This window comes from Variovorax sp. 10N420, from assembly GCF_056394705.1.
The window spans coordinates 45,025-68,343 of record NZ_JBFTIJ010000001.1; the positions used below are offsets into that span (position 1 = coordinate 45,025).

The 23,319-nt window shown below is 62.9% G+C and carries 20 protein-coding genes and 1 pseudogene; 11 read left to right on the top strand and 10 right to left on the bottom strand.

Going from position 1 to position 23,319, the window contains the following annotated elements:
* Nucleotides 1–26: 26 nt before the first annotated feature.
* Together AC1DEK_RS00225 and AC1DEK_RS00230 are read right to left on the bottom strand one after the other, a co-directional pair.
* Nucleotides 27–1,025, bottom strand: a complete 999-nt coding sequence (locus tag AC1DEK_RS00225; protein WP_478123192.1) for a MerR family transcriptional regulator — start codon at nucleotides 1,023–1,025, stop codon at nucleotides 27–29.
* A gap of 92 nt (nucleotides 1,026–1,117) precedes the next feature.
* Nucleotides 1,118–1,903 carry a MipA/OmpV family protein gene (locus AC1DEK_RS00230; protein ID WP_478123193.1) on the bottom strand — a complete coding sequence of 262 codons (786 nt, stop codon included), beginning with the start codon at nucleotides 1,901–1,903 and terminating at the stop codon, nucleotides 1,118–1,120.
* Nucleotides 1,904–2,139: 236 nt separating this feature from the next.
* Here AC1DEK_RS00230 and AC1DEK_RS00235 point away from each other — a divergent pair, with 236 nt between their 5' ends.
* Entirely contained in the window at nucleotides 2,140–2,685 is a 546-nt protein-coding gene (locus tag AC1DEK_RS00235; protein ID WP_478123194.1) for a DUF4256 domain-containing protein, read from the top strand.
* 57 nt (nucleotides 2,686–2,742) lie between these two features.
* On the opposite strand, the gene AC1DEK_RS00240 is transcribed toward AC1DEK_RS00235, so the two are convergent.
* Together AC1DEK_RS00240 and AC1DEK_RS00245 are read right to left on the bottom strand one after the other, a co-directional pair.
* On the bottom strand, nucleotides 2,743–3,951 hold the full coding sequence (locus tag AC1DEK_RS00240) for a Rieske 2Fe-2S domain-containing protein (protein ID WP_478123195.1): 1,209 nt from the start codon (nucleotides 3,949–3,951) through the stop codon (nucleotides 2,743–2,745).
* 16 nt (nucleotides 3,952–3,967) lie between these two features.
* Nucleotides 3,968–4,981, bottom strand: coding sequence for a Bug family tripartite tricarboxylate transporter substrate binding protein (locus tag AC1DEK_RS00245; protein WP_478123196.1), 1,014 nt, complete (start codon nucleotides 4,979–4,981; stop codon nucleotides 3,968–3,970).
* An 83-nt stretch (nucleotides 4,982–5,064) separates the two neighbouring features.
* Here AC1DEK_RS00245 and AC1DEK_RS00250 point away from each other — a divergent pair, with 83 nt between their 5' ends.
* On the top strand, nucleotides 5,065–5,979 hold the full coding sequence (locus tag AC1DEK_RS00250) for a LysR family transcriptional regulator (protein ID WP_478123197.1): 915 nt from the start codon (nucleotides 5,065–5,067) through the stop codon (nucleotides 5,977–5,979).
* A 41-nt stretch (nucleotides 5,980–6,020) separates the two neighbouring features.
* Complete coding sequence (locus AC1DEK_RS00255; protein ID WP_478123198.1) at nucleotides 6,021–6,839, top strand: tRNA-uridine aminocarboxypropyltransferase; 819 nt, start codon at nucleotides 6,021–6,023, stop codon at nucleotides 6,837–6,839.
* A gap of 198 nt (nucleotides 6,840–7,037) precedes the next feature.
* Here AC1DEK_RS00255 and AC1DEK_RS00260 read toward each other — a convergent pair whose 3' ends face one another.
* From AC1DEK_RS00260 to AC1DEK_RS00275, 4 genes are read right to left on the bottom strand one after another with little or no spacing between them, the layout of a single operon-like run.
* Nucleotides 7,038–8,150 carry an NAD(P)H-dependent flavin oxidoreductase gene (locus AC1DEK_RS00260; RefSeq protein ID WP_478123199.1) on the bottom strand — a complete coding sequence of 371 codons (1,113 nt, stop codon included), beginning with the start codon at nucleotides 8,148–8,150 and terminating at the stop codon, nucleotides 7,038–7,040.
* Nucleotides 8,147–9,136 (bottom strand): Bug family tripartite tricarboxylate transporter substrate binding protein, encoded by a 990-nt coding sequence (locus AC1DEK_RS00265; RefSeq protein ID WP_478123200.1) that lies wholly within the window; start codon nucleotides 9,134–9,136, stop codon nucleotides 8,147–8,149. Before AC1DEK_RS00265 ends, AC1DEK_RS00260 begins: the two co-directional genes overlap by 4 nt.
* Before the next feature lie 34 nt (nucleotides 9,137–9,170).
* Nucleotides 9,171–10,340 carry an acyl-CoA dehydrogenase family protein gene (locus AC1DEK_RS00270; protein ID WP_478123201.1) on the bottom strand — a complete coding sequence of 390 codons (1,170 nt, stop codon included), beginning with the start codon at nucleotides 10,338–10,340 and terminating at the stop codon, nucleotides 9,171–9,173.
* Between the two features lie 20 nt (nucleotides 10,341–10,360).
* Nucleotides 10,361–11,209, bottom strand: coding sequence for an IclR family transcriptional regulator (locus tag AC1DEK_RS00275; protein WP_478123202.1), 849 nt, complete (start codon nucleotides 11,207–11,209; stop codon nucleotides 10,361–10,363).
* Nucleotides 11,210–11,344: 135 nt separating this feature from the next.
* Between AC1DEK_RS00275 and AC1DEK_RS00280 the strand changes: the two genes are divergently transcribed.
* On the top strand, nucleotides 11,345–12,556 hold the full coding sequence (locus tag AC1DEK_RS00280) for a CaiB/BaiF CoA transferase family protein (protein ID WP_478123203.1): 1,212 nt from the start codon (nucleotides 11,345–11,347) through the stop codon (nucleotides 12,554–12,556).
* Nucleotides 12,557–12,587: 31 nt separating this feature from the next.
* On the opposite strand, the gene AC1DEK_RS00285 is transcribed toward AC1DEK_RS00280, so the two are convergent.
* The gene (locus AC1DEK_RS00285; RefSeq protein ID WP_478123204.1) at nucleotides 12,588–13,823 is read right to left on the bottom strand and encodes an acyl-CoA dehydrogenase family protein; all 1,236 of its coding nucleotides are present in this window, start codon (nucleotides 13,821–13,823) and stop codon (nucleotides 12,588–12,590) included.
* Nucleotides 13,824–13,949: 126 nt separating this feature from the next.
* Between AC1DEK_RS00285 and AC1DEK_RS00290 the strand changes: the two genes are divergently transcribed.
* Nucleotides 13,950–14,975 carry a YhdH/YhfP family quinone oxidoreductase gene (locus tag AC1DEK_RS00290; protein WP_478123205.1) on the top strand — a complete coding sequence of 342 codons (1,026 nt, stop codon included), beginning with the start codon at nucleotides 13,950–13,952 and terminating at the stop codon, nucleotides 14,973–14,975.
* Between the two features lie 83 nt (nucleotides 14,976–15,058).
* Nucleotides 15,059–15,502: pseudogene (locus AC1DEK_RS00295) on the top strand (SDR family NAD(P)-dependent oxidoreductase); the annotation flags it as partial.
* Between the two features lie 307 nt (nucleotides 15,503–15,809).
* On the opposite strand, the gene AC1DEK_RS00300 reads toward AC1DEK_RS00295, so the two are convergent.
* Nucleotides 15,810–17,147 (bottom strand): DUF1254 domain-containing protein, encoded by a 1,338-nt coding sequence (locus AC1DEK_RS00300; RefSeq protein WP_478123206.1) that lies wholly within the window; start codon nucleotides 17,145–17,147, stop codon nucleotides 15,810–15,812.
* A 401-nt stretch (nucleotides 17,148–17,548) separates the two neighbouring features.
* On the opposite strand from AC1DEK_RS00300, the gene AC1DEK_RS00305 reads away from it, so the two are divergent.
* The 5 genes from AC1DEK_RS00305 to AC1DEK_RS00325 all read left to right on the top strand — a co-directional run bounded on the left by AC1DEK_RS00305 (nucleotide 17,549) and on the right by AC1DEK_RS00325 (nucleotide 23,256).
* Nucleotides 17,549–18,037, top strand: a complete 489-nt coding sequence (locus tag AC1DEK_RS00305; RefSeq protein WP_478123207.1) for a hypothetical protein — start codon at nucleotides 17,549–17,551, stop codon at nucleotides 18,035–18,037.
* A gap of 208 nt (nucleotides 18,038–18,245) precedes the next feature.
* Nucleotides 18,246–18,710, top strand: a complete 465-nt coding sequence (locus AC1DEK_RS00310; RefSeq protein ID WP_478123208.1) for a hypothetical protein — start codon at nucleotides 18,246–18,248, stop codon at nucleotides 18,708–18,710.
* A 357-nt stretch (nucleotides 18,711–19,067) separates the two neighbouring features.
* On the top strand, nucleotides 19,068–20,567 hold the full coding sequence (locus tag AC1DEK_RS00315; RefSeq protein WP_478123209.1) for a DUF4331 family protein: 1,500 nt from the start codon (nucleotides 19,068–19,070) through the stop codon (nucleotides 20,565–20,567).
* Nucleotides 20,568–20,641: 74 nt separating this feature from the next.
* Nucleotides 20,642–21,415 (top strand): hypothetical protein, encoded by a 774-nt coding sequence (locus AC1DEK_RS00320; RefSeq protein WP_478123210.1) that lies wholly within the window; start codon nucleotides 20,642–20,644, stop codon nucleotides 21,413–21,415.
* A 17-nt stretch (nucleotides 21,416–21,432) separates the two neighbouring features.
* Nucleotides 21,433–23,256, top strand: coding sequence for a di-heme-cytochrome C peroxidase (locus AC1DEK_RS00325; protein WP_478123211.1), 1,824 nt, complete (start codon nucleotides 21,433–21,435; stop codon nucleotides 23,254–23,256).
* The last annotated feature ends 63 nt before the right edge of the window (nucleotides 23,257–23,319 follow it).

The window sequence follows — 23,319 nt, forward strand, 5'->3', positions numbered from 1 at the left end:
CTGTGCGGGCTCACGCTACGTGAGGGTCAAGCACCTTCATCGACGGGCGACAGGAATTCGCGCACTTCGCGCCCGAGCGGCAGGCCGGCGAGCAGCAGGGGGTGCCCAAGGTGCAGGGTGGCGAGCATGGTGAACAGCGCGGCGTTGCCACCGCACGTCTCGTGCAGCAACGCCGCCCAGCGCTTGCGCAGCGCCCGCGCCTTCGCGCCATCGCGCGGCTCGCCCGCCCGGAGCAAAGCCTGGCCCTCGGCATCGATCGTCTGCGCCTCGGTGTCCGGCATGGGCGGCAGGCGGAATTCCACGTCGCCGCAGTGCTCCTGCATCAACCGCACGCGCAACTGGATGGCCGACTCCATGAACTCCATCATGTCCGTCGGCGGCGCCCCGCCTTGCCCGCGCACCTTCGACTCCTGACGGAACATGGCGCCCCAACGGTTCATCAGCGCGTAGTTGCCGCCCATCCAGCGCACCATCAGCATCGTCCAGCGGCGGGTGAGCACCTGGCACTCCCACGTGTCGATGCCGCCGCCCGTGTCCATGTAGCGCCGTACCTCAACCTGCAGCTGCAGCCAATCCAGCTCGACGCCGGCATAGGCGCCGAGGATCTGCTTCAGCTCGCCCGCTTCGAAGTAGCGGCCGAAGGTGGTCATCATCGAAAGCGTCTGCACCCAGTCTTGCATGCTGGGGTTGCCCCCTTTGCGCAGCATGTCGTGCATCAGCGCCAGCCGCTCGCGCAGTTCGGTGGCCTGGCGGATCTGGTGGTCGAGTGCGTGCATCTGCTGCTCGATGACGCGCTGCGGCGCGGCTTCGCTGCCATCGAGGAGAGGTCCGATCTCGGCGAGGGCCAAGCCCAGGTGCCGCAGCGCCTGGATGGCGTGCAGGCGGGCGACATCGCCTTCGGAGTAGAGACGGTAACCGGAGTCGGATCGGGCGGAGGGCTTGAGCAGTCCGATCTCGTCGTAATGGTGGAGGGTGCGGACGGTAAGACTGGTGGAGCGGGCGAGGTCGCCGACTTTGATGCGCATGGAGGGATTGTGGCGTTGCGGGTTCCTGTCACGGCGGGCAACCGCGAACTTCAGCAGTTCAGGCAGCTCGACGGCATCCGCTTCACGAGCCGTCAAAACCGGTATGAAGCGAAGACGCCGTAAGTGGTTTGGATCTTGTCCTCCGTGATCGGACTGCGTTTGGCATCCCCCTGGAGCCAGGCCGCGACCACGCTTGCGCCGAGGCCCCATTGGGCATTCAACTGGTACTGGGCGCCGACGGAAAAGCGGACCGTATTGACTCCGCTTCCCGCCGAATACTGGGGAACTCCGGCAATCACACTTTGTTCGGCATTGATTCCGAAGAAGGTCTGGGTGTATCTGCCGTTGGCCCAGGTGACGCCGGGCCCAGCGGACAGAGCGAATCTTTCATTGACGGGGTACTTCCCTTCGACGTCAATCGCGATTCGAGTCCCTTGGTCCTTGCCCGAAATGTCGGACACGAGGAAGCCCCGGACAGTCAGCCAATCGTGGGTGTATGCAGCGAATACGCTGCCCAGTGCCGCCTCGGGAATGTCGCCCCAACCCTGAAGGATCGGCGCATCGGAAGCCTTGCGAGGCTTGGTCAGTTCTCCGCCCAATGCCACACCGAAACGCCAGGATTCGTTCTGAATGAGATTGAAGCCCACTCCAAATGGAAAGCCGGCCCCCGGGGTGCCGCCGATGAAATAGCGGCCATAGTTGGCGGTGACCAGTGGCAAGGCCACGATCTGGGCATCGCCGCTGCCGGGATACTTGGGTCGACTGAAGACTCCGAGACCAGCGGAGAAGCGCCAGGCATCATCGCCGGCCGTCTGGTCCATTCGGGCCTGGGCCAGCACATCTTGCGATGAGAGTGCGCTGGCGAGGATCGCCCCCATGAGAAAGATTCGACCGCTACTTCCGCGACTGTGCATCATTGGACCTTAAGGAAAGCGAAGAGATGGGGGGAGTGCCAACAGGGCAGGGCTCATTTTTGCAGGGCCATCCCTTAGTTCGCGAACAATTGACCAGATTGACTGCGCCTAGTGTTTGACCTAGGGTCTGCTCCCTCGATCCGGCCGTGGCATCCACGAGACTGTATGGGCACCGACGTGAAGGAACGAAAGCAAGCGAAATGAAAGCAGAGCAACCCGAGGTCTTCATCGACGCACTGAAGTTGCGGTTCAGGCAGAACATGCGTAGACACGTTGGAGTCGACTGGGTCGACGTCCATGGCCGATTGCAAAGCAGCCCCGACAAGCTGAGGTCGCTTCATGAGATGGAGAGGACGGGAGGCGAACCCGATGTCATCGGGACAGCGGACGATAGCGGCGCATACCTTTTTTGCGATTGCGCCGCCGAAAGTCCGCGGGGGCGCAGGAGCTTGTGCTACGACGCACAAGCCTTGAATTCCCGCAAACAGAACAAGCCGCAGAACAACGCCATCGACATGGCTGCGGCTATGGGCGTCTCGCTATTGACGGAGGCGCAATATCGCGAACTTCAGCAGTTCGGGGAGTTCGACTTGAAGACGTCCAGTTGGGTGGCAACACCGTCTGACGTCAGAAAACTCGGTGGCGCTCTGTTCTGCGACAGACGTTACGGCAAGGTCTTCGTGTATCACAACGGGGCCGAGTCTTACTATGCCGCGCGAGGGTTCAGAGGCTCAGTGACCGTCTGAGCTGAACGCCGCAGTCGACCCGCAGCGTACACGACGATCAACGGTCCAGCAGCAGCCTCATCGATCCTCCAGGTAGTTGCCGGCGTCAAAGACCACCGGCTCCGCGACCGGGTCGAAGCTCACTCCGGCTGGGTCTTTGCCTGCTTCAAGAAGCGCCAGTTGCGCCTTCAGGTAGCGACGCAGCATCGCGATGCCGCGGTCAGACGTCGCCAGATGCTCCTCCGAGTGCCGCGTGATCGCGCCCTGGCTCACCATCGCCTCGTAGTCACCCGGCATACGCTGGTGCTCTTCTTCGGTGAGCTCTTCCCAGAGCTTGCCGTTCATGCGCGATCGCATGCGAGTGAGCTCGCCCTTTTCGCTCACGCGGCCGACCACGAAGATGCGGAAGCTGCGATCGTCGATCGGCAGGATCCACCCCAACGACTCCACCCGGCCGTAGCGTCCGACGCGAGGGCTCGGAATGACGCGCAGCGTCGGCATGGCCGCTTGGCTGATGCGTCGGAACACCTTGCCATCCGCCAGGCGCCGCACAGAGGTTGTGCGCACCCCGAGTTCGAACGTGTCCCAACTGACCTCGGGCATCTGAGCCATCTGCTCGACGAACTGGGTGCCGCTGAAGCTCGAATGCAGCACCACCACATGAAAGGGGTCAACCAGGTTCTCGTAGTGCTGCAGCCAATTGCAAGGGATGACTTGCGGCCCGCCGCCGCCGATGCTCGCATCGTTGGTTTCGATGATTTCACCTTCATCCAAGCGCTCCAGCGCGTCGTAGCGCGGCAGCGTCGGCTTCTTTTCCGGCGGCCCCATGTAGGTCCAGACGAGGCCGTAGAGCTCCTGCACCGGGTACCAGGGTTGCCGAATGCGGCCGCGGGCGCGCCCGAGTTCAGGCTCGCAAGGCTGCTCCAGGCAGTGACCCTCCGCATCGAACAACCAGCCGTGGTAGCAGCAGCGGATGCCGCGCTCTTCGACCCGGCCGTAATAGAGCGACGCGCCGCGATGGGCGCAGTTCGGATGCACCAGGCCGGGCCGCCCGCTCTTGTCCCGAAAGAGGATCAGGTCTTCACCGAGCACCCGGACCTTGCGCGGTGTGTCGCTGGCATCGCCTGTCAGCCCGATCGGGTGCCAGTAGCGACGCAGCAGTTCGCCCATCGGCGTGCCTGGGCCCACCTCGGTCAGTGTCGGGTTGTGGGTCCCGGGCTTGCGTCCATATGCAGTGCCCGTATCGACGGCAATCGGGATCACTTTTTCGGCGGTCGTGGAGTTCATCGGTGTTCCTGGTGCTTCAATCGGCGGTCACGCCTGCGGCCTTGATCAGCTCGGCGACCCGCGGAAAGTCGGCCTGATAGCTGGCTCTGAATTCCGCCGGCGTGTTGCCGAGCGGCTCGAATCCGAATGCGATCAGCTTCTGCTGTACTTCGGGGATGCGAGTGATCTCGCGAAGCGCCTGCGTCCACTGTTCGATGACGGCAGACGGCGTCTTGGCGGGCGCATAGACGCCGATCCAGCTGTCCAGATCGAAACCAGCGAAGCCCTGCTCGGCGAAGGTGGGCACGTTGGCCATGGTCGAAACGCGGCGGCTTCCCGCAATGCCCAGCACCTTCATGCGCCCAGCCTGTGACTGCGCGCGTGCGGTGGACGGATTGGCCCACGCGAAGTCCAGCACGCCGCCGATCATGTCGTTGTGCGCGGCCGCCTCGGCCTTGTAGGCCACGTGGGTCAGCGCAATGCCACTTTGGCGCTTGAGCAGTTCGCCCATCAGGTGCGCCTGCGAACCGTTGCCCCAGGTGCCATAGGTCAGGCCTGGGTGTTGTTTGGCATAAGCGACGAATTCCTTGAGGTTGGAGTAGGGCGCGTCCGCGCGCGCCACCAGCATCGGCCCGCCGGTGGCGAGCTGCGAGATCGGCTCAAAGTCCTTCACCGGGTCATAGGGGAGCTTGGGCTGCAGGATCGCGTTGTTGATGTGGGTCAGCGGCAGGGTAAACAGCACGGTGTAGCCGTCGGGCGATGCCTTCGCCACGGCGTCGGACGCGAGGATCCCGCTCGCGCCCGGCTTGGCTTCCACGATCACGCTCTGGCCCCAGCGCTGCTGCAGCTTCTCGGCGTAAACGCGCGCGATCACGTCGATCGGCCCGCCCGCCGTGCCGAAGGGCACGATGCGAATCACCTTGGTCGGAAAGGCGGCGCCGGTCTGTGCCGAGGCGAGCGGCGCCGCAGCGGCCAGAGTGAGTGCGATCAGGCCGGTCACCCAGGCGCGCCTGCGCGCCTGGATACCGCCAAGGGGACGGCGAGCGGTCATGGTGTGGTCTCCTTCATCTTGTGAGTACGCATACGATAGGCGTGCTGCCTGGAGCGATCAATTCGAACGTTTGGATAACTGATATGGATCGTGCTGATATTCGCGGCATCGACCTCGCGATGCTTCGAGCCTTCGATGCGCTGCTACGCGAGCGAAGCGTTTCGCGGGCCGCCTCTCGCTTGTTCCTCAGCCAGCCGGCGGTCAGCGCTTCCCTCAAGCGACTGCGCGAGGCCTTCGGCGATCCGCTCTTCACGCGCACGCCCCATGGCATAGCGCCCACGCCGTTCGCGCTCGCGCTCGCGCCGCGCGTCGAAGCCGTATTGAACGATCTGCAGGGGCTGTTGAACATGGACCGCGCATTCGACCCGGCGACATCGGACCGGATCCTGCGCGTCTCGGGCAGCGATCACAGCAGCCGCGCGATGCTGCCGCTGTTGTGCCGGGAACTCACGGCCTGCGGGTCGCACATCCGCCTGGCGTGGGAGCTGGCGGACTACAGTCAATTGCCTGAAAGGCTGCGCAAGGGCGACATCGACCTCGGCCTACTGCCCCGCATGGCGCCGGCGGCAGGTGTGGAATCGGTGCTGCTGTATGAGGATACGTACTTGGCGGTCGCGCGCCGTGGCCATCCTCGATATGCAAACGGAATGGATCTCGAAGGCTTTTGCGCCATGCCGCACGTAGTGCTGGGGCAGAGCCGTTCGATGCTCGACGACACCATCGATCAGATCCTTGCGCGCCGCGGTCTGGTCCGCCATCTGCAGGCCGCCGTCACAACCTTCAGCCAGATGTCGGACCTTGTGGCGAGCACCGATGCAATCGCGGTCTTCCCGCAGCGCGTGGCTAGTCGATACGCAGAGCTGCTGGACGCGTTGCCCTTGCCTTTCGAGTTGCCCAGCTACCGCTTGTACGTTTGCTGGAATGCACGATCGGACGCGGATGGAGCCGTGCGCTGGCTGCGCGAGACCATGGTTCGGCTTGGTCGCATGGAGCACTAGCGGACCTGATGAGTTTGGGGCGCATGCCCGAGAATCTCCGCATGTCCCATGCAGTCTCCCACCTGCGCTCTGCCCGCCTCGCACGCAGCGCCAAACCCTTTCTCGCTCGTGGTGGTTTCAAGCGAGAGCGCTGCATGGACTGCCGGCTGGTGCCCAGCCATTGCATGTGTACCTTGCGCCCTTCGTTGAACACGCGCGCAGGGGTGTGTTTGCTCATGGCGGACATCGAACCACTCAAACCCACCAACACGGGCTGGTTGGTCGCCGATGTGGTGGCCGATACCTTCGCCTTCGGTTGGTCTCGCACCGAAGCCGACCCGGACCTCCTGGCCTTGTTGGGTGACTCGCAATGGCAGCCCTACGTAGTGTTCCCGGGCCAGTACGCAGCGCCGGAGCGGGTGGTGCGCACCGTTCAACCGCCCGAAAGCCTGCCGACTGCGGCCGCGCAGAAGCGCCCGCTCTTCATCCTTCTGGATGGGACCTGGTCCGAGGCGCGCAAGATGTTCCGAAGAAGCCCCTACTTGGACCGACTGCCGGTGCTCAGCCTGGAGCCCGACCGGACATCGCAATACAAGCTGCGCAACTCCGGGCGCACGGACCATTTCTGCACCAGCGAAGTCGCCGCCTTGTGCATGAACCTCGCGGGCGAACGCATCGCCGACCAAACGCTGGAAGCCTACCTGGCGGTGTTTACCCACCACTATCTGCACGCGAAAAGCCAACAGCCCGTCGTGTGGGATGGCGTTGCCCATCAGCGATTGCACGCGTTGTCCCTCCTGTCAATTCCGAGGCGTTCTGCTGCCATCGCCAGTTCAGAATGCGGGCCAACTTCGGACTTTCGCGAAAAGCTCTCAGGATGAAAATCAAAGTCCTGTTCATTGCCATCCCTCTGTGCGTTCTGGCGACGGTTCTTGCCTTTCAGGCGGGAGGAGCGTGCGTCAAGCAACGACGCTATTGGACTGACGCACAGTTGATCGAGGTGGCCGTGACCCATATGGCGGCCCTGTCATACAGTGATCTACAGAGCCTCCGATGGAGGCCTATGTAGATGCGGACGATCACCTGCACATCTTCAAAAGACGCTGCCAGGCGTTGCGCATCTCGTTTTCGAGGGCCGCCATCTGGTCTGCCACCCGTGTCTCGCGCCGGATCGCGAAGATGCTCTGTCCGGCCGCTTCATAGATAAGCCGTGCGTCATCGTGCTCGTGGATCGATGCGAACACATCGCCCGTGAGCGCCTGCTGCAAGGGCATCGGCAAGGGCTCGGGACTATCGGAGGCAGACCACGCGTCGATCCAATCGCTGCGCACGACGCGACATGGCTTGCCGCTGTGGGCGCGCGTGATCACGGTGTCTTCGCTGCTGCTGTCGATCAGTCGGCGCAGCAACGCGGGCGGCGTGTGGTTTTCGGCGGCGGCCATCCACAGGGTGCCCAGCCAGCCGCCCTGCGCGCCCATCGCAATGGCCGCAACGATCTGGTCGCCATTGCCGATTCCGCCCGCCGCGAGCACCGGCGTATCTCCGGCGACAGCAACGATCTGCGGCACCAGTGAGAAGGTGCCCACGGTTCCGGTGTGGCCACCGGCGTCATAGCCCTGTGCCACGAGCACATCCACGCCCATCGCCAACGCCTTCTGCGCATGCCGGACCGAGCCGATGAGCGAGAAGGTCACCTTGCCCGCCGCCTTCGCGCGGGCGATGAGTTCCGGACGCAGGCCGATGGCTGTGGCAACGCCCAGTGCGTTGGAAGCCAGCACCTGCTCGATCTGCTGCTCGAAAAGCGACTCCGAGCGCACCTGCGTGGTGAAGAAACTGGGCTTGACCGGCGGCTGCACCTCGAACCGATCACGCAAGCGTTCGACGAATTCGACGTGCTCCTGTGGCAACGCATCGCGCACATCATCGATGCTGCCGCTCTGCGGCACCTGCGAAGGCAGCATCAGATCCACCCCGTAAGGACGGCCCTGCATGCGTGCATCGACCTCTTGGAGGATGTGCGGGATCTCGTGCGGCATCTCGCGTGCCAGGCCCAGCACCGGAAATCCGCCGGCCTTGGCGATCTCCACCGCCACATCGACCGAATGCGAGAAGCCGAAGATCGGGTGCGTGATGCCCAGCCTGGCGCAGATGGGCGGCCTGAGGGGCGAGGGGGTGGCGACGGTCACGGTCATTGCGGCTCGATCCCCGCTTGCTTGACGACCTTGCTCCATCGGTCGGCCTCGGCCGCGATGAAGGCGTCGAACTCCTTCGGGCTTTGCGGAGCGAGTTCGAGGCCCAGCATCTCGAGCTTGGACTTGGTGTCCGGCATCGCAAGCACCTCGGCCACGTCGGCCGACAGCTTCTGGATCACCGCATCCGGCGTCTTGGCCGGCGCCACGAAGCCGAACCATGTGCCCACGGCATAGTCCGGAAGCTTCAGCGATTCCGCCACCGTCGGCACATCCGGCAAGGCGGCCGAGCGCTTGGCGGTGGTGACCGCCAGCGCCTTGAGCTTGCCACTCTTGATGTAGGGCGACGCCAATGCGGCCGTCAGCGGCATCATGGTCACACGCCCGCCGAGCAGGTCGTTCAAGGCATCGGGCTGGCCGCGATAAGGCACGTGCGTGAGCTTCACGCCCGCCATCTGCGAAAGCAGTTCGCCCGACAGATGGTTGGAAGTGCCGACGCCGGCGGTCGCATAGGTCAGGGGCTCGCTGCTGCTCTTTGCGAGCGCGATGAGTTCGGGCATGTTCTTGACGGGCACATTTGGCGGCACCACGAAGACGTTCGAGATGATCCCGAAGCCTTCGATGGCACGGAAGTCCTTCACCGGGTTCCATGTCACGCCCTTGATGAGGCTTGGCGCCACGGCATGGCCGGGGCTCACGGCCAGCAGCGTGTAGCCGTCAGGCGCGGACTTGGCCACGAAGTCGGTTCCGATCGAGCCGCCCGCGCCAGTCTTGTTCTCGACGATGACGGGTTTGCCGTACTTCACGCTCAGCTTCTCGCCAACGATGCGGGCAATCGAATCCACCACGCCGCCCGCCGAGAAAGGGACGATGATCTTGATCTGCTTGGACGGAAAGGCATCGCCCTGCGCAAAGGCGGGCGCGGCGGCCAGGCTCAGCGCTGTGATGCACAAGGCGCTGAAAGCGCGGCGAGTTGAACGACGTGTCATTGGCTTGTCTCCGGTTTTTGAATTGAACGGCCTGCTATTCAGCGGCCTTGCGCGCCTGCGCCAGCGCAACCGTGCGCTTGGCGATGTTGACGAGATGGATCTGGCTCGTGCCCTCGTACAGGCGAAACAGCCGCACGTCGCGGTAGAAGCGCTCTGCGACGTTGTCCGCCACGTAGCCACCTCCGCCGAAGACCTGCACCGCACGGTCGGCCACGCGGCCGCACATCTCGGAAGCGAAGAGCTTGCACATCGACGCTTCCATCGTCACGTCCTCGCCGGCATCGCGCTTGCGCGCTGTCTCCAGCACCAGCGCTCGCGCGGCATGCACCTCGACGTTGCTCTCGGCGATCATTTGCTGCACGAGCTGGAACTCGGCAATGGCCTGGCCGAACTGGCGCCGCGACGTGGCGCGATCGACCATCTCGTCGACCAGACGAACCGCCGGCCCCACGCACAAGCCCGCCAGATTGATGCGTTGCTTGTTCAACGCCTTCATCGCCGTGCGAAAGCCCTGGCCCGGCTGCCCGCCGACGATCGCCGAAACCGGAACGCGGCAGTCTTGCAGCACCACTTCGCCCACGGGCGAGCCGTGCTGGCCCATCTTGCAATAGGCCGGCGGTGTGCTGAGGCCCGGTGTGCCGCGGGGAATGAGAAAGGCGCTGATGCCTGCCGCTCCCTTGGCGCTGGCATCGGTGCGCGCGAACACGGTGAACAGATCGGCGATCGGCGCATTCGTGATGAAGCACTTGCGACCGTTGATCACGTAGTCGTCGCCATCGAGCACCGCGGTCGCCGTCAACGCCGTGGCGTCGGAGCCGGCATCAGGCTCGGTCAGCGCGAAGCAACCGGTGACTTCGCCACTCGCGAGGCGAGGCAGCCACGTCTTCTTCTGCGCTTCGGTGCCGTCGACAACCAATGATTCCGAGGCGATGCCGGTGTTGCCGCCGAAGCGGGCGCGGAAGGTGGTCGCGCATTGCGACACCTCGATGTTCACGAGCGACAGCTCTTCCGACGTGAGACCGGCGCCGCCGTACGCCTCGGGAATGCTGTGGCCGAACAGGCCCAGGCTGCGCATGCGCTCGACGATCGCCGGCGGGATCTCATCGGTCTGGTCGACCTGCGCTTCGAGCGGCATGCATTCGGTGCGGACGAACTGGCGGACCTCGGCGAGCAGCCTTGCGAAGCCTTCTGGGTTGCGGATCATCGGGTTGTTTCTCCTTGGGTTCACCGCGGCGTACCGCAGGCGGTTTCAATCTGGCGCACGGCGTCGAGCAGGCGCGGCGCGACTTGCTTTTCGAGCGTGGGTTTGTCCAGGCGATAGCTGGCAAAGGTGCAATTGACCGCAACGATCTCTTCGCGCGCGCCCAGGCGAATGGGCACGCCCACCGCATGCACTTCCTTGCGCCAGTCACCGCGCGAATAGCAGTAGCCGCGTTGCATGAAAGCCTTCTGGTCGGCCTCCCACACCGGCTTGTCCCGTGCAAATTGCTCCGGGTCCTCGACCCTCAAGCGGTTCAGGATCGCCTTGCGCTCTTCAGGCGGGCTGGCGAGGATGAGCGCGCGTCCGATCGCTGTCGACAGCAGCGGCCGCGTGCTGCCGATGTCCGGCTGATAGACATTGCCGGCGTCGACCCGGCAGGTGTCGATATAGACCACGCTCGTGCGGTCACGCATCCCGAGGTTGACCGTGCAACCGGTCTCGCGCGCCACTTGCTCCATGAAAGGCCGCGCGATCTGGCGCACACGCGTGTTGGCCAGAAGCGGATAGCCGAGCGACAGCACTCCCGAGCCCAAGCGGTACTTCTGCAGGCCTTCGACGCGGCTCAAGTAACCGAGCAGCGTGAGCGTGTACGTCAGCCGCGAGACGGTGGGCTTGGGCAATCCCGTGCGGTCGGAAATCTCGCGGTTGCCCAGCATCGGCTCGGCCAGCGTGAACGCGCGCAGCACCTCCATGCCGCGCGCCAGGTTCATCGAGAACTGGCGATCGGCGCTGAGGTCGTGCGGGTTGACGAGACCAGGGAGCGGGGCGGTGAACATGGCGCGGGCAGTGGCGGGGCGTTGGTTGGAAGTCATGATGGACTCGAACGGAGTGGGCTGGTGAAGCTGTTTCGCTGTGCGAAACGACCGTTGTAGTGCAAAACGCGCTCTGGCAAAAACGGGGAAAGCCGGACTTCCTGATCTGCCGTCCCACTCATTCGAGGCCATCCATTGACTGCATCCAACCCCCACTCGGGCGCCTTGTCGGGCGTTCGCATCCTCGACATGGCCACCGTGCTTGCGGCGCCCTTCGGCGCGACGCTGTGCGCCGATCACGGCGCAACGGTGGTCAAGCTGGAATTGCCAGATGGCAGTGACCCCCTGCGTTCGCTGCAACCCGTGAAGGAAGGGGTGCCGCTGTGGTGGAAGGTTGCGAACCGCGGCAAGCGCGGCATCTCGCTCGACGTGCGCAAGCCGCGCGGGCGTGCCCTGCTCTTGCAAATGCTTTCCGAGTTCGACGTGCTCGTGGAGAACTTCCGCACCGGCACGATGGACCGATGGGGCCTGGACGCCGAGACGCTATGGGCGATCAATCCGCGGCTCGTCATCGTTCGCCTGACCGGCTTCGGGCAGACCGGCCCCTACCGCGCTCGGCCAGGCTTTGCACGCGTGTTCGAAGCGATGAGCGGCTTCACCAATCTCACGGGCGAGGCGGGCGGTTCGCCGCAGCACATGAATTTCCCGGTCGGTGATGCGGTCGCAGGGCTCTTTGCCGCGTTCTCCATCGCGTCCGAGATTGCACGCCTGCGAGGCGACCCGGACGCGAAGGGCGTTGAAGTGGATCTGTCAGCGACGGAGGCTCTGTTTCGTTTGCTAGATCCGCTCGCCGTCGAACACGAGCAACTGGGCCTCGTGCGTGCGCCCGCGGGAAATTGCGCGACCTATACCGCGCCGAGCAACATGTACGTGAGCGCGGATCGCTTCTTCTTCTCGCTGGTTGCATCGTCCGACGCGATCTTCGGGCGGCTCGCGGTGGCCGTCGACCGGCCCGAGTGGGCCAGCGACGAGCGCTTTGCCACAAATATCCAGCGCGTCGTGCATCTGCGCGAGCTCGACCGCATGCTGTCGGACTGGTTCGCGGTGCGTCCCTACGCGGTCATCGAAAGCACGCTCGAGGCCGCCGGCATTCCGTTCAGCAAGGTCTACTCGATCGAAGACATCGAGCGCGATCCGCAATTCATCGCGCGAAAGGCCATCGTGCGACTGGCTGATCCGCACTACGGAAGCGTTCCGGCGCCATGCATCGTGCCGCGAATCACGGGGCGGGAAATGCCGGTCCCGCGAACCGGGCCTGATGTCGGCGAGCACAACGCAGAGGTGTATTCGCAGTTCGGGCTGTCTGCGAGCGAGATCGACACCCTCAAGGCCGAGGGCGTGATTTGATGATCCGAGACGGGGAGCGGAGTCAGCGCGATCAGTAGTCCGTGAGCGGCCCATCGCGCAGGCACGGGTTGCGCTCGGACCGCCCCACGCGCCGCGCGATGTCGCGGCCGATCACGGTCTTGTGAACCTCGCTCGCACCTTCGCCGATCTGGTTGAGCTTGGCGTCGCGAAAGAAGCGCTCCAGCGGAAAGTCCTTCAGATAGCCGCGGCCGCCGGTCAGCTGGAGCGCGTCGGTGACCACTTTCATGCACAGGTCCGTCGCGTGCAGCTTGGCCATCGATGCGAAGGTCGCCGTATCGCTGTCGCCGCGGTCGTACTTCTGCGCTGCGATCCACACCAGCGCGCGAGAGGCTTCGATCTGCGTCGCCATGTCCGCGAGCATCCACTGCACGCCCTGATGCGCGTTCAGCGGCTTGTCGAAGGCGCTGCGATCCGCGGTGTAGGTCGCTGCAATCTCCACCGCACCGATCGCACGGCCCAGCGCCATCGACGCGTGGCCGATGCGCGCGCGCAGCAACGCGTCTTGCGCGAGCGAGAAGCCTTCGCCTTCTTCGCCGAGCCGATGCGTCGCGGGCACACGCACGTCGTTGAACTCCAGTGATGCGATGGGCACGCCGAACCAGCCGAGCTTGCCTGCATCGGCACTCACCGTCAGCCCCGCTGCGCCCTTGGGGACCAGCAGGCCGACGAACTTCCCGCCTGCAGGATCGGCGTCGTCGATCAGGCGCGCAATCACCATCAGCCAGTCCGCGGTGCCGGCGCGCGTGATGAACTTCTTCGTGCCGTTGAGCACGTAGGAGTCGCCGTCGCGCCGCGCCGTGCTCGCGAGGGCGCGGACGTCGGAGCCGGCAGAGGGCTCGGTCAGTGCGAACGCCGTCTGGATCTCGCCCCGGCAAAGGGCCGGAAGCAGCTCGCGCTTGATAGGCTCTGAAGCGCCCGCGACCACTGCCCGGGCGGAGAGGTCGGTGCCCGTGATCATCGACGCCGACGTGCTGCACACCCGGCCCAGCTCTTCGATGATGCACACACGTGCCACCTGACGCGCATCGCTGCCGCCGTATTCGCGCGGGAAAGCCGTTGCGATGATGCCTTCACGTGCGAGCGTGCGAAAGGTGTTCCAGGCAAAGACGTCCTCGCGCGCGACATCGGCGGCCTGGGGGCCCAGTTGCTCGCGGCACAGCACGCGCAGCCGCTCAATCAACGCGCGTTCATCGGCTTCGAGAGCCTCCAGTCGATGATCGGAAAAAAGTCGGGGGAGGGTTGTCACTGCTTGTCTCCGCAGATGGTGATGTAGTCACCCATCTTCGCGTGCGCGCGAGATGCCGTCGAGACAGCGTTTCGATACGCGAAACACCGCATTGGCAAACGCTGGTGCCGTGATTTGATGAGCGACATGAACGCACCCCCCAGCATCCCCACGCGGTTTCAATGCCTTCGCACGCATCAGGAGGGCGGCGGCACGCAAACGCGCCTTGAATCGATTGCCCTCGACGAGCTTTCAGCGGGCGAACTGGTCGTGCGAACGCGCTATGCGGGCATCAACTACAAGGATTCGCTGTCGCTGCTCGGCCGCGCAAAGATCGTCGAAAGCTATCCACGCGTCTGCGGCATCGAACTGGTGGGCGATGTCGTCTCGGTCGCCGCTGGTGCGAACTGTTCGTTAAAACCCGGGCAGACGGTGCTGGTGCATGGCTTTCGCACCGGCATAGCGTTCGACGGTGGGTACTCCGAATACGCGCGGGTGCCCGCGGCTCATGCGATGGCGCTGCCTGCGGGGTTGAGCCCATACGAATGCGCTGTGCTGGGGGTGCCGGGCTTCACGGTCGCGATGGCACTTGATGCGTTCGAGCGGCACGGCGTGCGCGCCCAGGGTTCAACAATTGCAGTGACCGGCGCCAGCGGAGCGGTCGGTACGCTCGCAATGGGAATCCTGTCGGCAGCTGGCTATCGCGTCGCCGCCGTGACGCGCAGGCCCGAGCAGTCCGAATCGCTCCTGAGGCTCGGTGCGAGCGAGATCGTCGACGCCGCCGAAGCCGCGGCATCCACCCGCGCGCTCGAGAAGCCAAGGTTCGCCGCCAGCATCGACAACGTGGGTGCAAGCGCATTGGCGTGGTTGCTTCGCAGCACTCTCGAGGGCGGATGCGTGGCTTCGGTGGGCAACGCGGGCGGCAACGCCTTCGAAGGAAGCGTGCTGCCCTTCATCATGCGCGGCATCAGTCTCTTCGGCGTGGTCGCAAACGCGAGTTGGGAAGTGCGAGAGCGGCTTTGGGAGCGCCTGGGCGCGACATGGAAGCCGAACTTCTCGGCCCTCGCGCCGCACGTGCGGGAGATCGGCCTCGAGCAGGTCGTCGAGAACGCGAGCCTGCAGCTTGACGGAAAGATTTCGGGCAGGACCCTGGTTTGCTTCGAAGCGCGGTAGCCTTGCTTAAGTAGCTATTGCTGAAAGAGTCGCCGCAACCGCAGCGTCGTATTGCCCATTGATGAGGATTCGAGCAGAAGACATCCGAGGACTGGCTTCGCGTGTATGACGTGAACGTGGTTGGCATCTTTCGCATGTGCCGCGCGGTCTCGCCTCACATGCGCGCCGCAGGTTCGGGACGGATCATCAATCTCAGTTCGGGCACTGCCTTCAAGGGCACGCCGGGGCTCATGCAGTACGTCGCCAGCAAAGGTGCCATCATCTCGATGACCCGTGCCCTCGCAAGCGAATTCGCGCGCGACAACATCCTGGTCAACGCGGTCGCGCCCGGCTTCACGCTTTCCGAGAACGCCGCGGCGCAACCTGAACTTCGTCCCTACTCGGAAGCGGCGATCGCGACCAGGCTGATCAAGCGTGACGCCTATCCCGCCGATCTTGCCAATGTCATCTTCTTCCTCGCGAGCCAGGATGCGAGTTTCATCACGGGACAGGTGGTCGCTGTCGACGGCGGGTCCGTATTTCATTGAAAAGGGTGCACGATCGGTCGAGCTTCGCATGCTGTACCGCAACACCGTCTCTTCGGCAAACGCGCGGTCTTGCTCCATTGAGGTGGCCGATGTCAGCCCAACGGCTGGACGTGATGGTGCAGCGGCGCAAGACGTAGGTTTTCGACTCGAGTCTTGCCGCCCGAAATGACCTTAAAGACCACAATCGGCCCATGAGCCGACGTCGGATCCGTCAGCAGGCAATGACCACTTCACGACAGCAATCGGTCATTGCTGATCGGATCCACTCGGTTCCAGCCTCCATCCTCATCGCCAAGCCGCAGCGGGGCTATCTCAATGCCTTCACCGTCGGCGGATTCCATTTGCCAGTCAGTGCGTCCCCCCTCGGCGAGTAGAGGCGCATCGTCAAATTGAACGTTCCCTTGGGCGCCGGCAGCCAATTCGCTTCAAGGTCTTTGCCAGGGCTCTCGTTCTGGAAGTAGAGGTCCAACGACCCGTCCGCGTTGCTTGTGAAAGGCATCCAACTGCTCAGAGCAAACCGATCCAGCCCGTTCGCCACCTGAAAGCCTTCGTCGTCGTAGAGTGTGATCGACCAGAAAGCATTCACCGGCGGTATCGCGCCCTTGTCGAAGTGGATGGTGTAGTTGTTCGCGCCGGAGAGCGGCTTGCCGGCATCGTCCATGATGTTCAGTGGATAGATCGCGTCCTCCGGCAGATTGGCGCCGAGGCCGACTTGGGCCACGATGGCTCGCTTCAGGTAGTAGGTGCCGTAGACGCCCATGGTGTCGGTGTTCATTGACCAGCCATTGGCGACACGGGCCAAGGTCGCGACCTTCCACGCCATCAACTCCTGGGCGGCGGCAGGCGCACCGGCGAGCGCCTTTTGCACCTCGGGAGCGAGCCGGTCGAAGTCGAAGGGCTTTCCTGGCTCGAGACCGATGTGTTTCATCCGGGCGACGATCGGCTGGTCGGTGAGGTGCGGCGGGTGCAGCTTCATTAGCTCCGCCGCGTAGGCGAAGTAGCTGGCGGCCGGCATGCTGTCGACCTGCGTCTTCGGCGGTGTCTTCATGTCAACGCTGGGGTCGATTTTCACGGGGGTGGCGGCATTCGGCTTTCCGCGGTTCGATAGCGGGCTGACGGTGTAGCCGGCCTGAATTTCGTGTACCGCGGCGTAGTCCGAGGGACCGTCGGTGCGGGTGCGACCGATGATCCAAACGTACGGAGTTGGCGCCGCGATCTGGGTGCATCCCTCGGGCACGCTGCCGCTCCAGCCGGGCGGCGTAACCAGAAAGCTGCTCGCCTGGGTGCCTGTGGTGCGCCACCCAGGCGAGGCGAAGACGTCTGACCACATATCAAGCATTGGCAGCAAATAGAAGCGCCCGGCGGTGTCCGGCGCAGTGACGATCAGGGCCTCCTTCGTCAGATCCAGCCAAGCAATGGAGTAGAGGGTGTCGAAGTTCGGCCGCACCACGGCCCTGAAATCTGCGGGCGGATAAGCCGGCACGTTGACGAAGGTGTTCGTCGGCCCCTTGCCGAACTGCTTGCCCGCTTCGATGTTGGTGCATTGCAGGCGGGTGAGGTCCATGGTCACCAGCGGATAGCAATAGACATAGGCATCGACTGCAATTTCTTGGGCGTCCTGCTCCGAAATAGACTTAGAAGTCATCGTGATCCTCTTCAAGAAGCTGCCCTGAGGGCCGCGGCGTTGGGCTTCCAAAAGTCTTGATCGCTTTTCGACCGTCGGCAGGCAGTCGGGCTGGTGCTGCCCGCGCAGTGTGCGTGCAATTTTCCATTTTGAATAGACGCTGATGGCGATGGCGCGCGACCTTCGCCTTCGCACACGAGCTGTGATGCCGTGCCGGGAGCGCGTGCGGAGGGGGCCAAAGAATAACCGGGCTGTCGACCCCAGTTCAGGGCTTGCGCTCCATAGAGCGAAGCCTATAGTGCTGCACCTTGGGCATGCCCTTGTCGGCGACCGCCGTAGTTTCGAGCATCAGCGGTGCCCAGGCTCGTCTTTCGCCGCGCACTCGAGTCTTCCGTACTGCGGCAGATCTTGGAGATCGAGCTATGGAAGACCTGGTTCCTTCGGCAGCGTCAGGCCAAAGTCGCAGGTTTGCGCATTGGGTGGCCGCCTGCGCAACAACTGCAATCGGATTGATGGTGACATCGATTCCCGCATCGGCTGATCAAAACGTAAACGAGAGTTCCGGCGGCGGCTCGCGCAAAGGCCCGCCAACATTGCTCGTGACGCCTCCGCTATTCCTCGAGCTACTGCAAGGATTCAGTTGCGTTGTCGCGAACATTGGCACCGTACCTCAGCAGGTCACCATGACCTTCCACACAGAACTAACCGTGGCTGAGCATCCAATTCCAGATCACGTTAGCACCTTCACCCTGCAGCCGGGCTCCGTTGTTGGCGACGGAATCACCCCCGGGCACCAGGTCTTACCGGTGGCGAACTACTGCAAGTTCGAATCGACGGACACCAGCATCCTCCGGGCGAGTGCGTCTATCAGTGACGGTGGTCACGTTCTCTATAGCATCGGTGGCCAGTGAACACTGTCTTGCGCAGCAGCCCGCCACAGAGCCAGGTCACAGGCAGAGCCAAGTCGGATGTTGCATCAATGCTGAATTGACGCATCCAGCATGTGCGACCGATGCGTATCTAAAGAATTTTTACCGCTATTGAGATGCGTCCCGACTCGACTTACGCCGCAGATTCGAGCCGATACCCAGCCGCGACGATTCAGATGGAGTGCGAATCATGGAAGACCTTTATTCTCCCGCAGCGCGACGCATAAGCCGCAGGTTCCCTAGGTGGGTAGCCGCCTGCGCCGCGGCTGCAATCGGACTGATGGTGACATCGATTTCCGCATCGGCCGACCAGAATGAACCCGAGAAAGGAAGAAACGGCAAACGGGCACCGACAGTTCTGGCGACGCAGCCATTCTTCCTCGCGATCAACGAAACTGCCTCGTGTGCGTACGTGAACGTGGGCACTGTGCCTTTGCAAGTGACCCTCACCTCTTACTTCGAGGGCACTGACCACGTTGGAACCTTCGTAGCCACTCCAGGGCCAAACGTTGGCAAACTTCCCTTAAACATCTCTCAGCCAGGGTTGGTCTACTTCAAGTTCGAATCGACAGACATCAGCATGCTGAAGGCCGATTGCTTTGTCGGGCGCAACGGCTACTTTGGAAGCATTCTTCAAGCCATACCAGCAGAGTAGCGCGGCCAGTGAGATCGGCGACGTCGCCGCATAGCAAGGTAGGGCGCCATCTTCGCTGCCCTTGGATTACTGGTCATCAATGGCATGGCAGCCATGAAGAAGGCCACCCACTGCCATCGCCCGCGTTCGGAACGCCAGTAACAGCTATGCAGATGGAGGCGGTCGCACCCTGCTGAAGATAGGTGCTCGGGACATTTGACAAAAAATTGAGGCGGTTCCACGTACGTGGCTGTGCGTGTGCATACGTATGGTGCGAGGCTTGGGGGAAGCCAAGAATGCTGCCAGCAAGTCCGCGCGCGGCGTTGCCGGCCGCAATGTTCAAGCGAACGCGCCGTCGACGCGGCGTCAGGAGCACCCATGTCCGACCATATAGATGGGCCACGATCCATTGGTGATCCCTCCATCGACATGACCGATCTGTTCGGCTTCAGGAGCCCGCAGAACCCGGAACGGACCGTCTTTGCCGCCGACGTGTTTCCCTCGGCGGGAAGCAGCGCGATGTTTAGCGATGCCGCCGATCATTCCATCGTCGCACGACGTGTGACAGTTGCCGGCCTCGGCGACGCCGCAAAGTTTCAGTCTGGCGACCGGGAATTCCGCTTCAGTTTCCGCTTCGGCCGCCTCGATATGCAGCCGGGCGGAAAGCCGATCCAACGGGGGACCTGCACCTTGCCGGATGGGCAAAAGTTGAGCTTCGTCGTCAACGACGAAAAAGGCGCGACGACACCTGACGGAACATTCCGCGTGTTCGCAGGGCTGCGCTCCGATCCGTTCCTTCTGGCTTGGCTGGTCGGCGAGGACGATCTGAAGCCATTCGTGAATATCCTCGAGCACGACAACGTGCTGAGCTTCCTGGTCGATTTCGACACACTTCGTGTGCTCGATCCAGCCCAGGGTTCCCTGTTCGGGGTCATCGCCGAAACGACACCGATCCCCCGGGCCCGCGGTGTCGTCGGCCATCCGCCGCCGCGCTTCGACTGGGTCGGCCGCACCGAGCAAACCAATGTCCGGCTCAACAACCCGGGGTTGAAGGATGTCGAAGATCTGCGCGACTTGTGGAACCAGCAGACGCCCTTCGCGATTTCGCCCCAGTTCGCGCCGGTCTTTCGCCAGCGCCTGTTCGACAGCCTCCAGCAATATGATCTGCGCGACGGCAAGGCCGACTGGTCGACGGCCCAGTTGAACGCAAGCGCGAATGTCTTTCTCGACGATTTCATGCTGATCGATGTGGCCAAGCCGACGACCGACACGAGTTTTCTGGAGATCGAGAAGAGCACGCTCAATGGCCGCCCGTACCAGACTGGCGGCGGCAGAACCATCAATGCGCACGACATTGACATTTTGCTGACCTGGATCGTGAATCGCGATCGTGAACCGTTGCACGGTGGCGCCACCCGCGCGACTCAATTGGGGCTCAATACCTTCCCCTATCTGGCGCCTCCGAATGCCGAACTGCAGACAGTGGCGGACTCGGTGGAACTCAATGCGTCGGCTGACAAGGTCTGGGCCCTGATCGGTCCGTTTGGCGCAGCCTGGCATCCGTTGATTGCCAACATCCGCTTGACCGGCTCCGGGGTCGGCCAACTGCGAACGGTGGAGACGATCGACGGCAAACGCATGGTGGAGCGACTCGACGCCATCGATGATTTCCGTCGCGAGTACCGATATTCGGGCATCAGCGGTGTGGAAGCCTCGAACTACACCGGCGTTCTGGATGTGACGCCCAAGGGCAGCGGCAGTTCGGTGAACTGGCGCGTGCAGTACCTTTCGGACGGTCAGCCAACCATCATCATCAAGACCATCGTCGCCACGTTGCAGAAGGTCGGGCTCGAGAGCCTGAAGAAGCGGTTCGCGTGACCAAGATGAATCCACAGACCGAATCCCGTGCGTCGTGGCACTCGGGCCCGACCTGATCAGCGCAATCAACTGAAATGCGCAAGCCACTCGCGCTCTCCCTGATGTGGTTCGGTTGCGCGGCCGGTGGTTGCGCCGTGGCACAGGAGTCTGTGTCGCAGCCGGCGACCAACGTGCGTTTCGATAGCTGGCTTTCGTATCAGCGCAACACTGACGACAGCGGGCAATGGCTGTACCAGCCCCGCTTCTATATTCCTTTCCAACTCTCCGGCGGCTGGACATTCACGCAGCGCATCGACCTGCCGTTGACCTACACGAACGCGGCGGGCACGGACAACTCTTCCGGCGGATGGAAGGCCGGAATCAACGACTGGTTTGTCGAAGAGATCTTTACCTCGCCCGATTTGGCCCCGAACCTGAAGGCGTGGGCGAGTGTGCGTCTCGTGTTCCCGACCGGTGGGGCCAGCCCGTTCGGCTCGCAGCAGTATCAATGGGCGCCGGCGGTGAGCGTGGTCTACGCGATGCCTGAGCACGGCATCACGATCAGCCCGGTGGCGCGCTACTTCATGAGCTATCACGCGACCTCCTCCAGCGCGGCACAGGTCAGAAGTCTGGATCTCTATCCGATCGTCACCTTTGCCCTGCCCAACAACTGGTCGCTGGTCACCTGGCCCGAGAACGGCATCAGCTACAACCAGGAGACGCGCAAGTGGTTGGTGCCCCTCGACCTTATGTTGCTCAAGCGGCTATCGAAGACGACCGAGTTCGGCTTCGGCGCTGCGTATGCGTTCACCAAGGACAACCCGCTGTACCGGTATGTCGTCTACGGTCGCCTGACCTTCTTTTTCTGATACGCCGAAACAATCCGATGAATCCATTGAAGGAGATCACCATGCGCGAAACAGTATCGAACACACGCTGGACGAGGACCGTGCTGGCTGCATTCATCGGTGGCTTGTGTGCCTCCGCTGCCTTGCTCGTCCCGCTTGCCACCGCGCAGACATCTCCAGATTCCGTCATCTATCTGAACCAAGCATGGTCGCAGGCTGATCGGGAAACCTACTACCAGATAGAGCAAGGCTCCCAGATCATCTCCTACGACATCTTTCTGGGCCTTGAGGTCGCAGGCAGCGAAGAGATGTTCCGCTCCGATGCCGTCAGTGAACGCTACGGCCTGATCGCACAGGCTCCGAACCCACGGACCAATCCGGATGCGTTACCGATCGGCTTGACCAAAACAGTCGTGACTCAAGGCCGCTGGAAGGGCGAGTCCATGGCCATCACCTGTGCCGCCTGCCACAACGCGCAGTTGAACTATCAGGGAAAGAAGATCCGTATCGATGGTGGCTTCAATCACACCTTCGATCCCATGTCATACGTTTTCGCCCTCGATGACGCGCTGCAAGCGACCTTGACTGATGCCTCCAAGTTCGACCGATTGGCCTCTCGCGCGAACGCCACGAGCCCCGACGCCAAGGCCGCATTGCGCAAGCGCCTTGAAACCGAAGCGGCGCAGGTTCATGCATACCGCACCACAACCATTGCAACACCGGTGGTTTGGGGGCCAGGGCGCATCGACGCATTCAATCTGATTACCACCCGACTGCTGGCGACGGAAACCGGCATTGCCGAGAACTGGTCTTCACCTATGGCGCCCGTCAAGCCTCCCTTTGTATGGAACGCTCCACAGGGCTCATGGACCCAATGGGCCGGAGTAGTGCAGGATCCTCTCGTGCGCAATCATGGCGAAACACTCGGCGTATTTTTGCCAATGGACCTCCGCTCAAAGACACCGCAAGAAGGGCTTTTCAGCTCGGGTGCCATGTTGCCCAATCTTCAGAAGATTGAGGATCTGCTGAGCCGGCTCGCTCCGCCCAAATGGCCCGAAAATGTTCTGGGCAAGCTCGACCAGCAGAAGGTACGTCAGGGCAAGGCGCTGTTTGCCAGCAACTGTGCGTCCTGCCACAACTCATATCCGTACACCTGGACCCCACCCAACAAGTACGGCAAGCGCTTCCTCGAAGTCGGTCTGGTGCCTCAGAAATACGTGGGCACCGATCCTGCCCAATTCGTCAGGACCCAGCCGTACGCGCTGACCGGGGAGTTCAGCGACTACCTGCCGCCTCCGTACAAAGGTCAAGCCATTGTCCCTACGCAAATTCTTAGGCTAGTACTCGTAGAGGGCACTCTGCGCCGGGCCATGGAGGCACTGAAACCTACTGACGCAGAAAAGCTCGTCATGAATGGCTATCGAGAGCTTCCGTCACCCCCAGCTCCGGTCGATTCTTACAAGGCAGCGCCGCGCGATGGTGTTTGGGCGACCGCGCCGTTCATGCACAACGGCTCAGTCCCGAGCCTGTACGAAATGTTGGTCCCGGCGAGCCAGCGCAGCAAGAAGTTCTACGTCGGGCGAGAGTTCGACCCCGTCAAGGTCGGGATCGATACGAGCGGCAATTCGGGAAGCTTCCTGTTCGATACATCCTTGAGCGGAAATTCAAATGCTGGGCATTCGTTCGAGAACGGCCCTCGGGGCAATGGCGTGATCGGTCCTTTGTTGACCGAGCAGCAGCGGTGGGCGTTGGTCGAATACCTGAAATCCATCCCCGACGAGGCCGGGCGCGTTACGCCTTTCGGCGGACCGCCGGACGCGCGAAGCGGGAATTCGCCTTGGAGCAAGGTCTCCGCTCATTGACTAACCACGCCGTGCCCGTGCCGAGCTCCCTGAAAAAAGACCGCCCTGGACCGAGCCGCATCA

Excerpts from the sequence above, each read along its gene's own strand:
- AC1DEK_RS00225 (WP_478123192.1), bottom strand. The coding sequence starts at position 1,025 with ATGCGCATCAAAGTCGGCGACCTCGCCCGCTCCACCAGTCTTACCGTC.
- AC1DEK_RS00230 (WP_478123193.1), bottom strand. The coding sequence starts at position 1,903 with ATGGGGGCGATCCTCGCCAGCGCACTCTCATCGCAAGATGTGCTGGCC.
- AC1DEK_RS00235 (WP_478123194.1), top strand. The coding sequence starts at position 2,140 with ATGAAAGCAGAGCAACCCGAGGTCTTCATCGACGCACTGAAGTTGCGG.
- AC1DEK_RS00240 (WP_478123195.1), bottom strand. The coding sequence starts at position 3,951 with ATGAACTCCACGACCGCCGAAAAAGTGATCCCGATTGCCGTCGATACG.
- AC1DEK_RS00245 (WP_478123196.1), bottom strand. The coding sequence starts at position 4,981 with ATGACCGCTCGCCGTCCCCTTGGCGGTATCCAGGCGCGCAGGCGCGCC.
- AC1DEK_RS00250 (WP_478123197.1), top strand. The coding sequence starts at position 5,065 with ATGGATCGTGCTGATATTCGCGGCATCGACCTCGCGATGCTTCGAGCC.
- AC1DEK_RS00255 (WP_478123198.1), top strand. The coding sequence starts at position 6,021 with ATGTCCCATGCAGTCTCCCACCTGCGCTCTGCCCGCCTCGCACGCAGC.
- AC1DEK_RS00260 (WP_478123199.1), bottom strand. The coding sequence starts at position 8,150 with ATGACCGTGACCGTCGCCACCCCCTCGCCCCTCAGGCCGCCCATCTGC.
- AC1DEK_RS00265 (WP_478123200.1), bottom strand. The coding sequence starts at position 9,136 with ATGACACGTCGTTCAACTCGCCGCGCTTTCAGCGCCTTGTGCATCACA.
- AC1DEK_RS00270 (WP_478123201.1), bottom strand. The coding sequence starts at position 10,340 with ATGATCCGCAACCCAGAAGGCTTCGCAAGGCTGCTCGCCGAGGTCCGC.
- AC1DEK_RS00275 (WP_478123202.1), bottom strand. The coding sequence starts at position 11,209 with ATGACTTCCAACCAACGCCCCGCCACTGCCCGCGCCATGTTCACCGCC.
- AC1DEK_RS00290 (WP_478123205.1), top strand. The coding sequence starts at position 13,950 with ATGAACGCACCCCCCAGCATCCCCACGCGGTTTCAATGCCTTCGCACG.
- AC1DEK_RS00300 (WP_478123206.1), bottom strand. The coding sequence starts at position 17,147 with ATGACTTCTAAGTCTATTTCGGAGCAGGACGCCCAAGAAATTGCAGTC.
- AC1DEK_RS00305 (WP_478123207.1), top strand. The coding sequence starts at position 17,549 with ATGGAAGACCTGGTTCCTTCGGCAGCGTCAGGCCAAAGTCGCAGGTTT.
- AC1DEK_RS00310 (WP_478123208.1), top strand. The coding sequence starts at position 18,246 with ATGGAAGACCTTTATTCTCCCGCAGCGCGACGCATAAGCCGCAGGTTC.
- AC1DEK_RS00315 (WP_478123209.1), top strand. The coding sequence starts at position 19,068 with ATGTCCGACCATATAGATGGGCCACGATCCATTGGTGATCCCTCCATC.
- AC1DEK_RS00320 (WP_478123210.1), top strand. The coding sequence starts at position 20,642 with ATGCGCAAGCCACTCGCGCTCTCCCTGATGTGGTTCGGTTGCGCGGCC.
- AC1DEK_RS00325 (WP_478123211.1), top strand. The coding sequence starts at position 21,433 with ATGAATCCATTGAAGGAGATCACCATGCGCGAAACAGTATCGAACACA.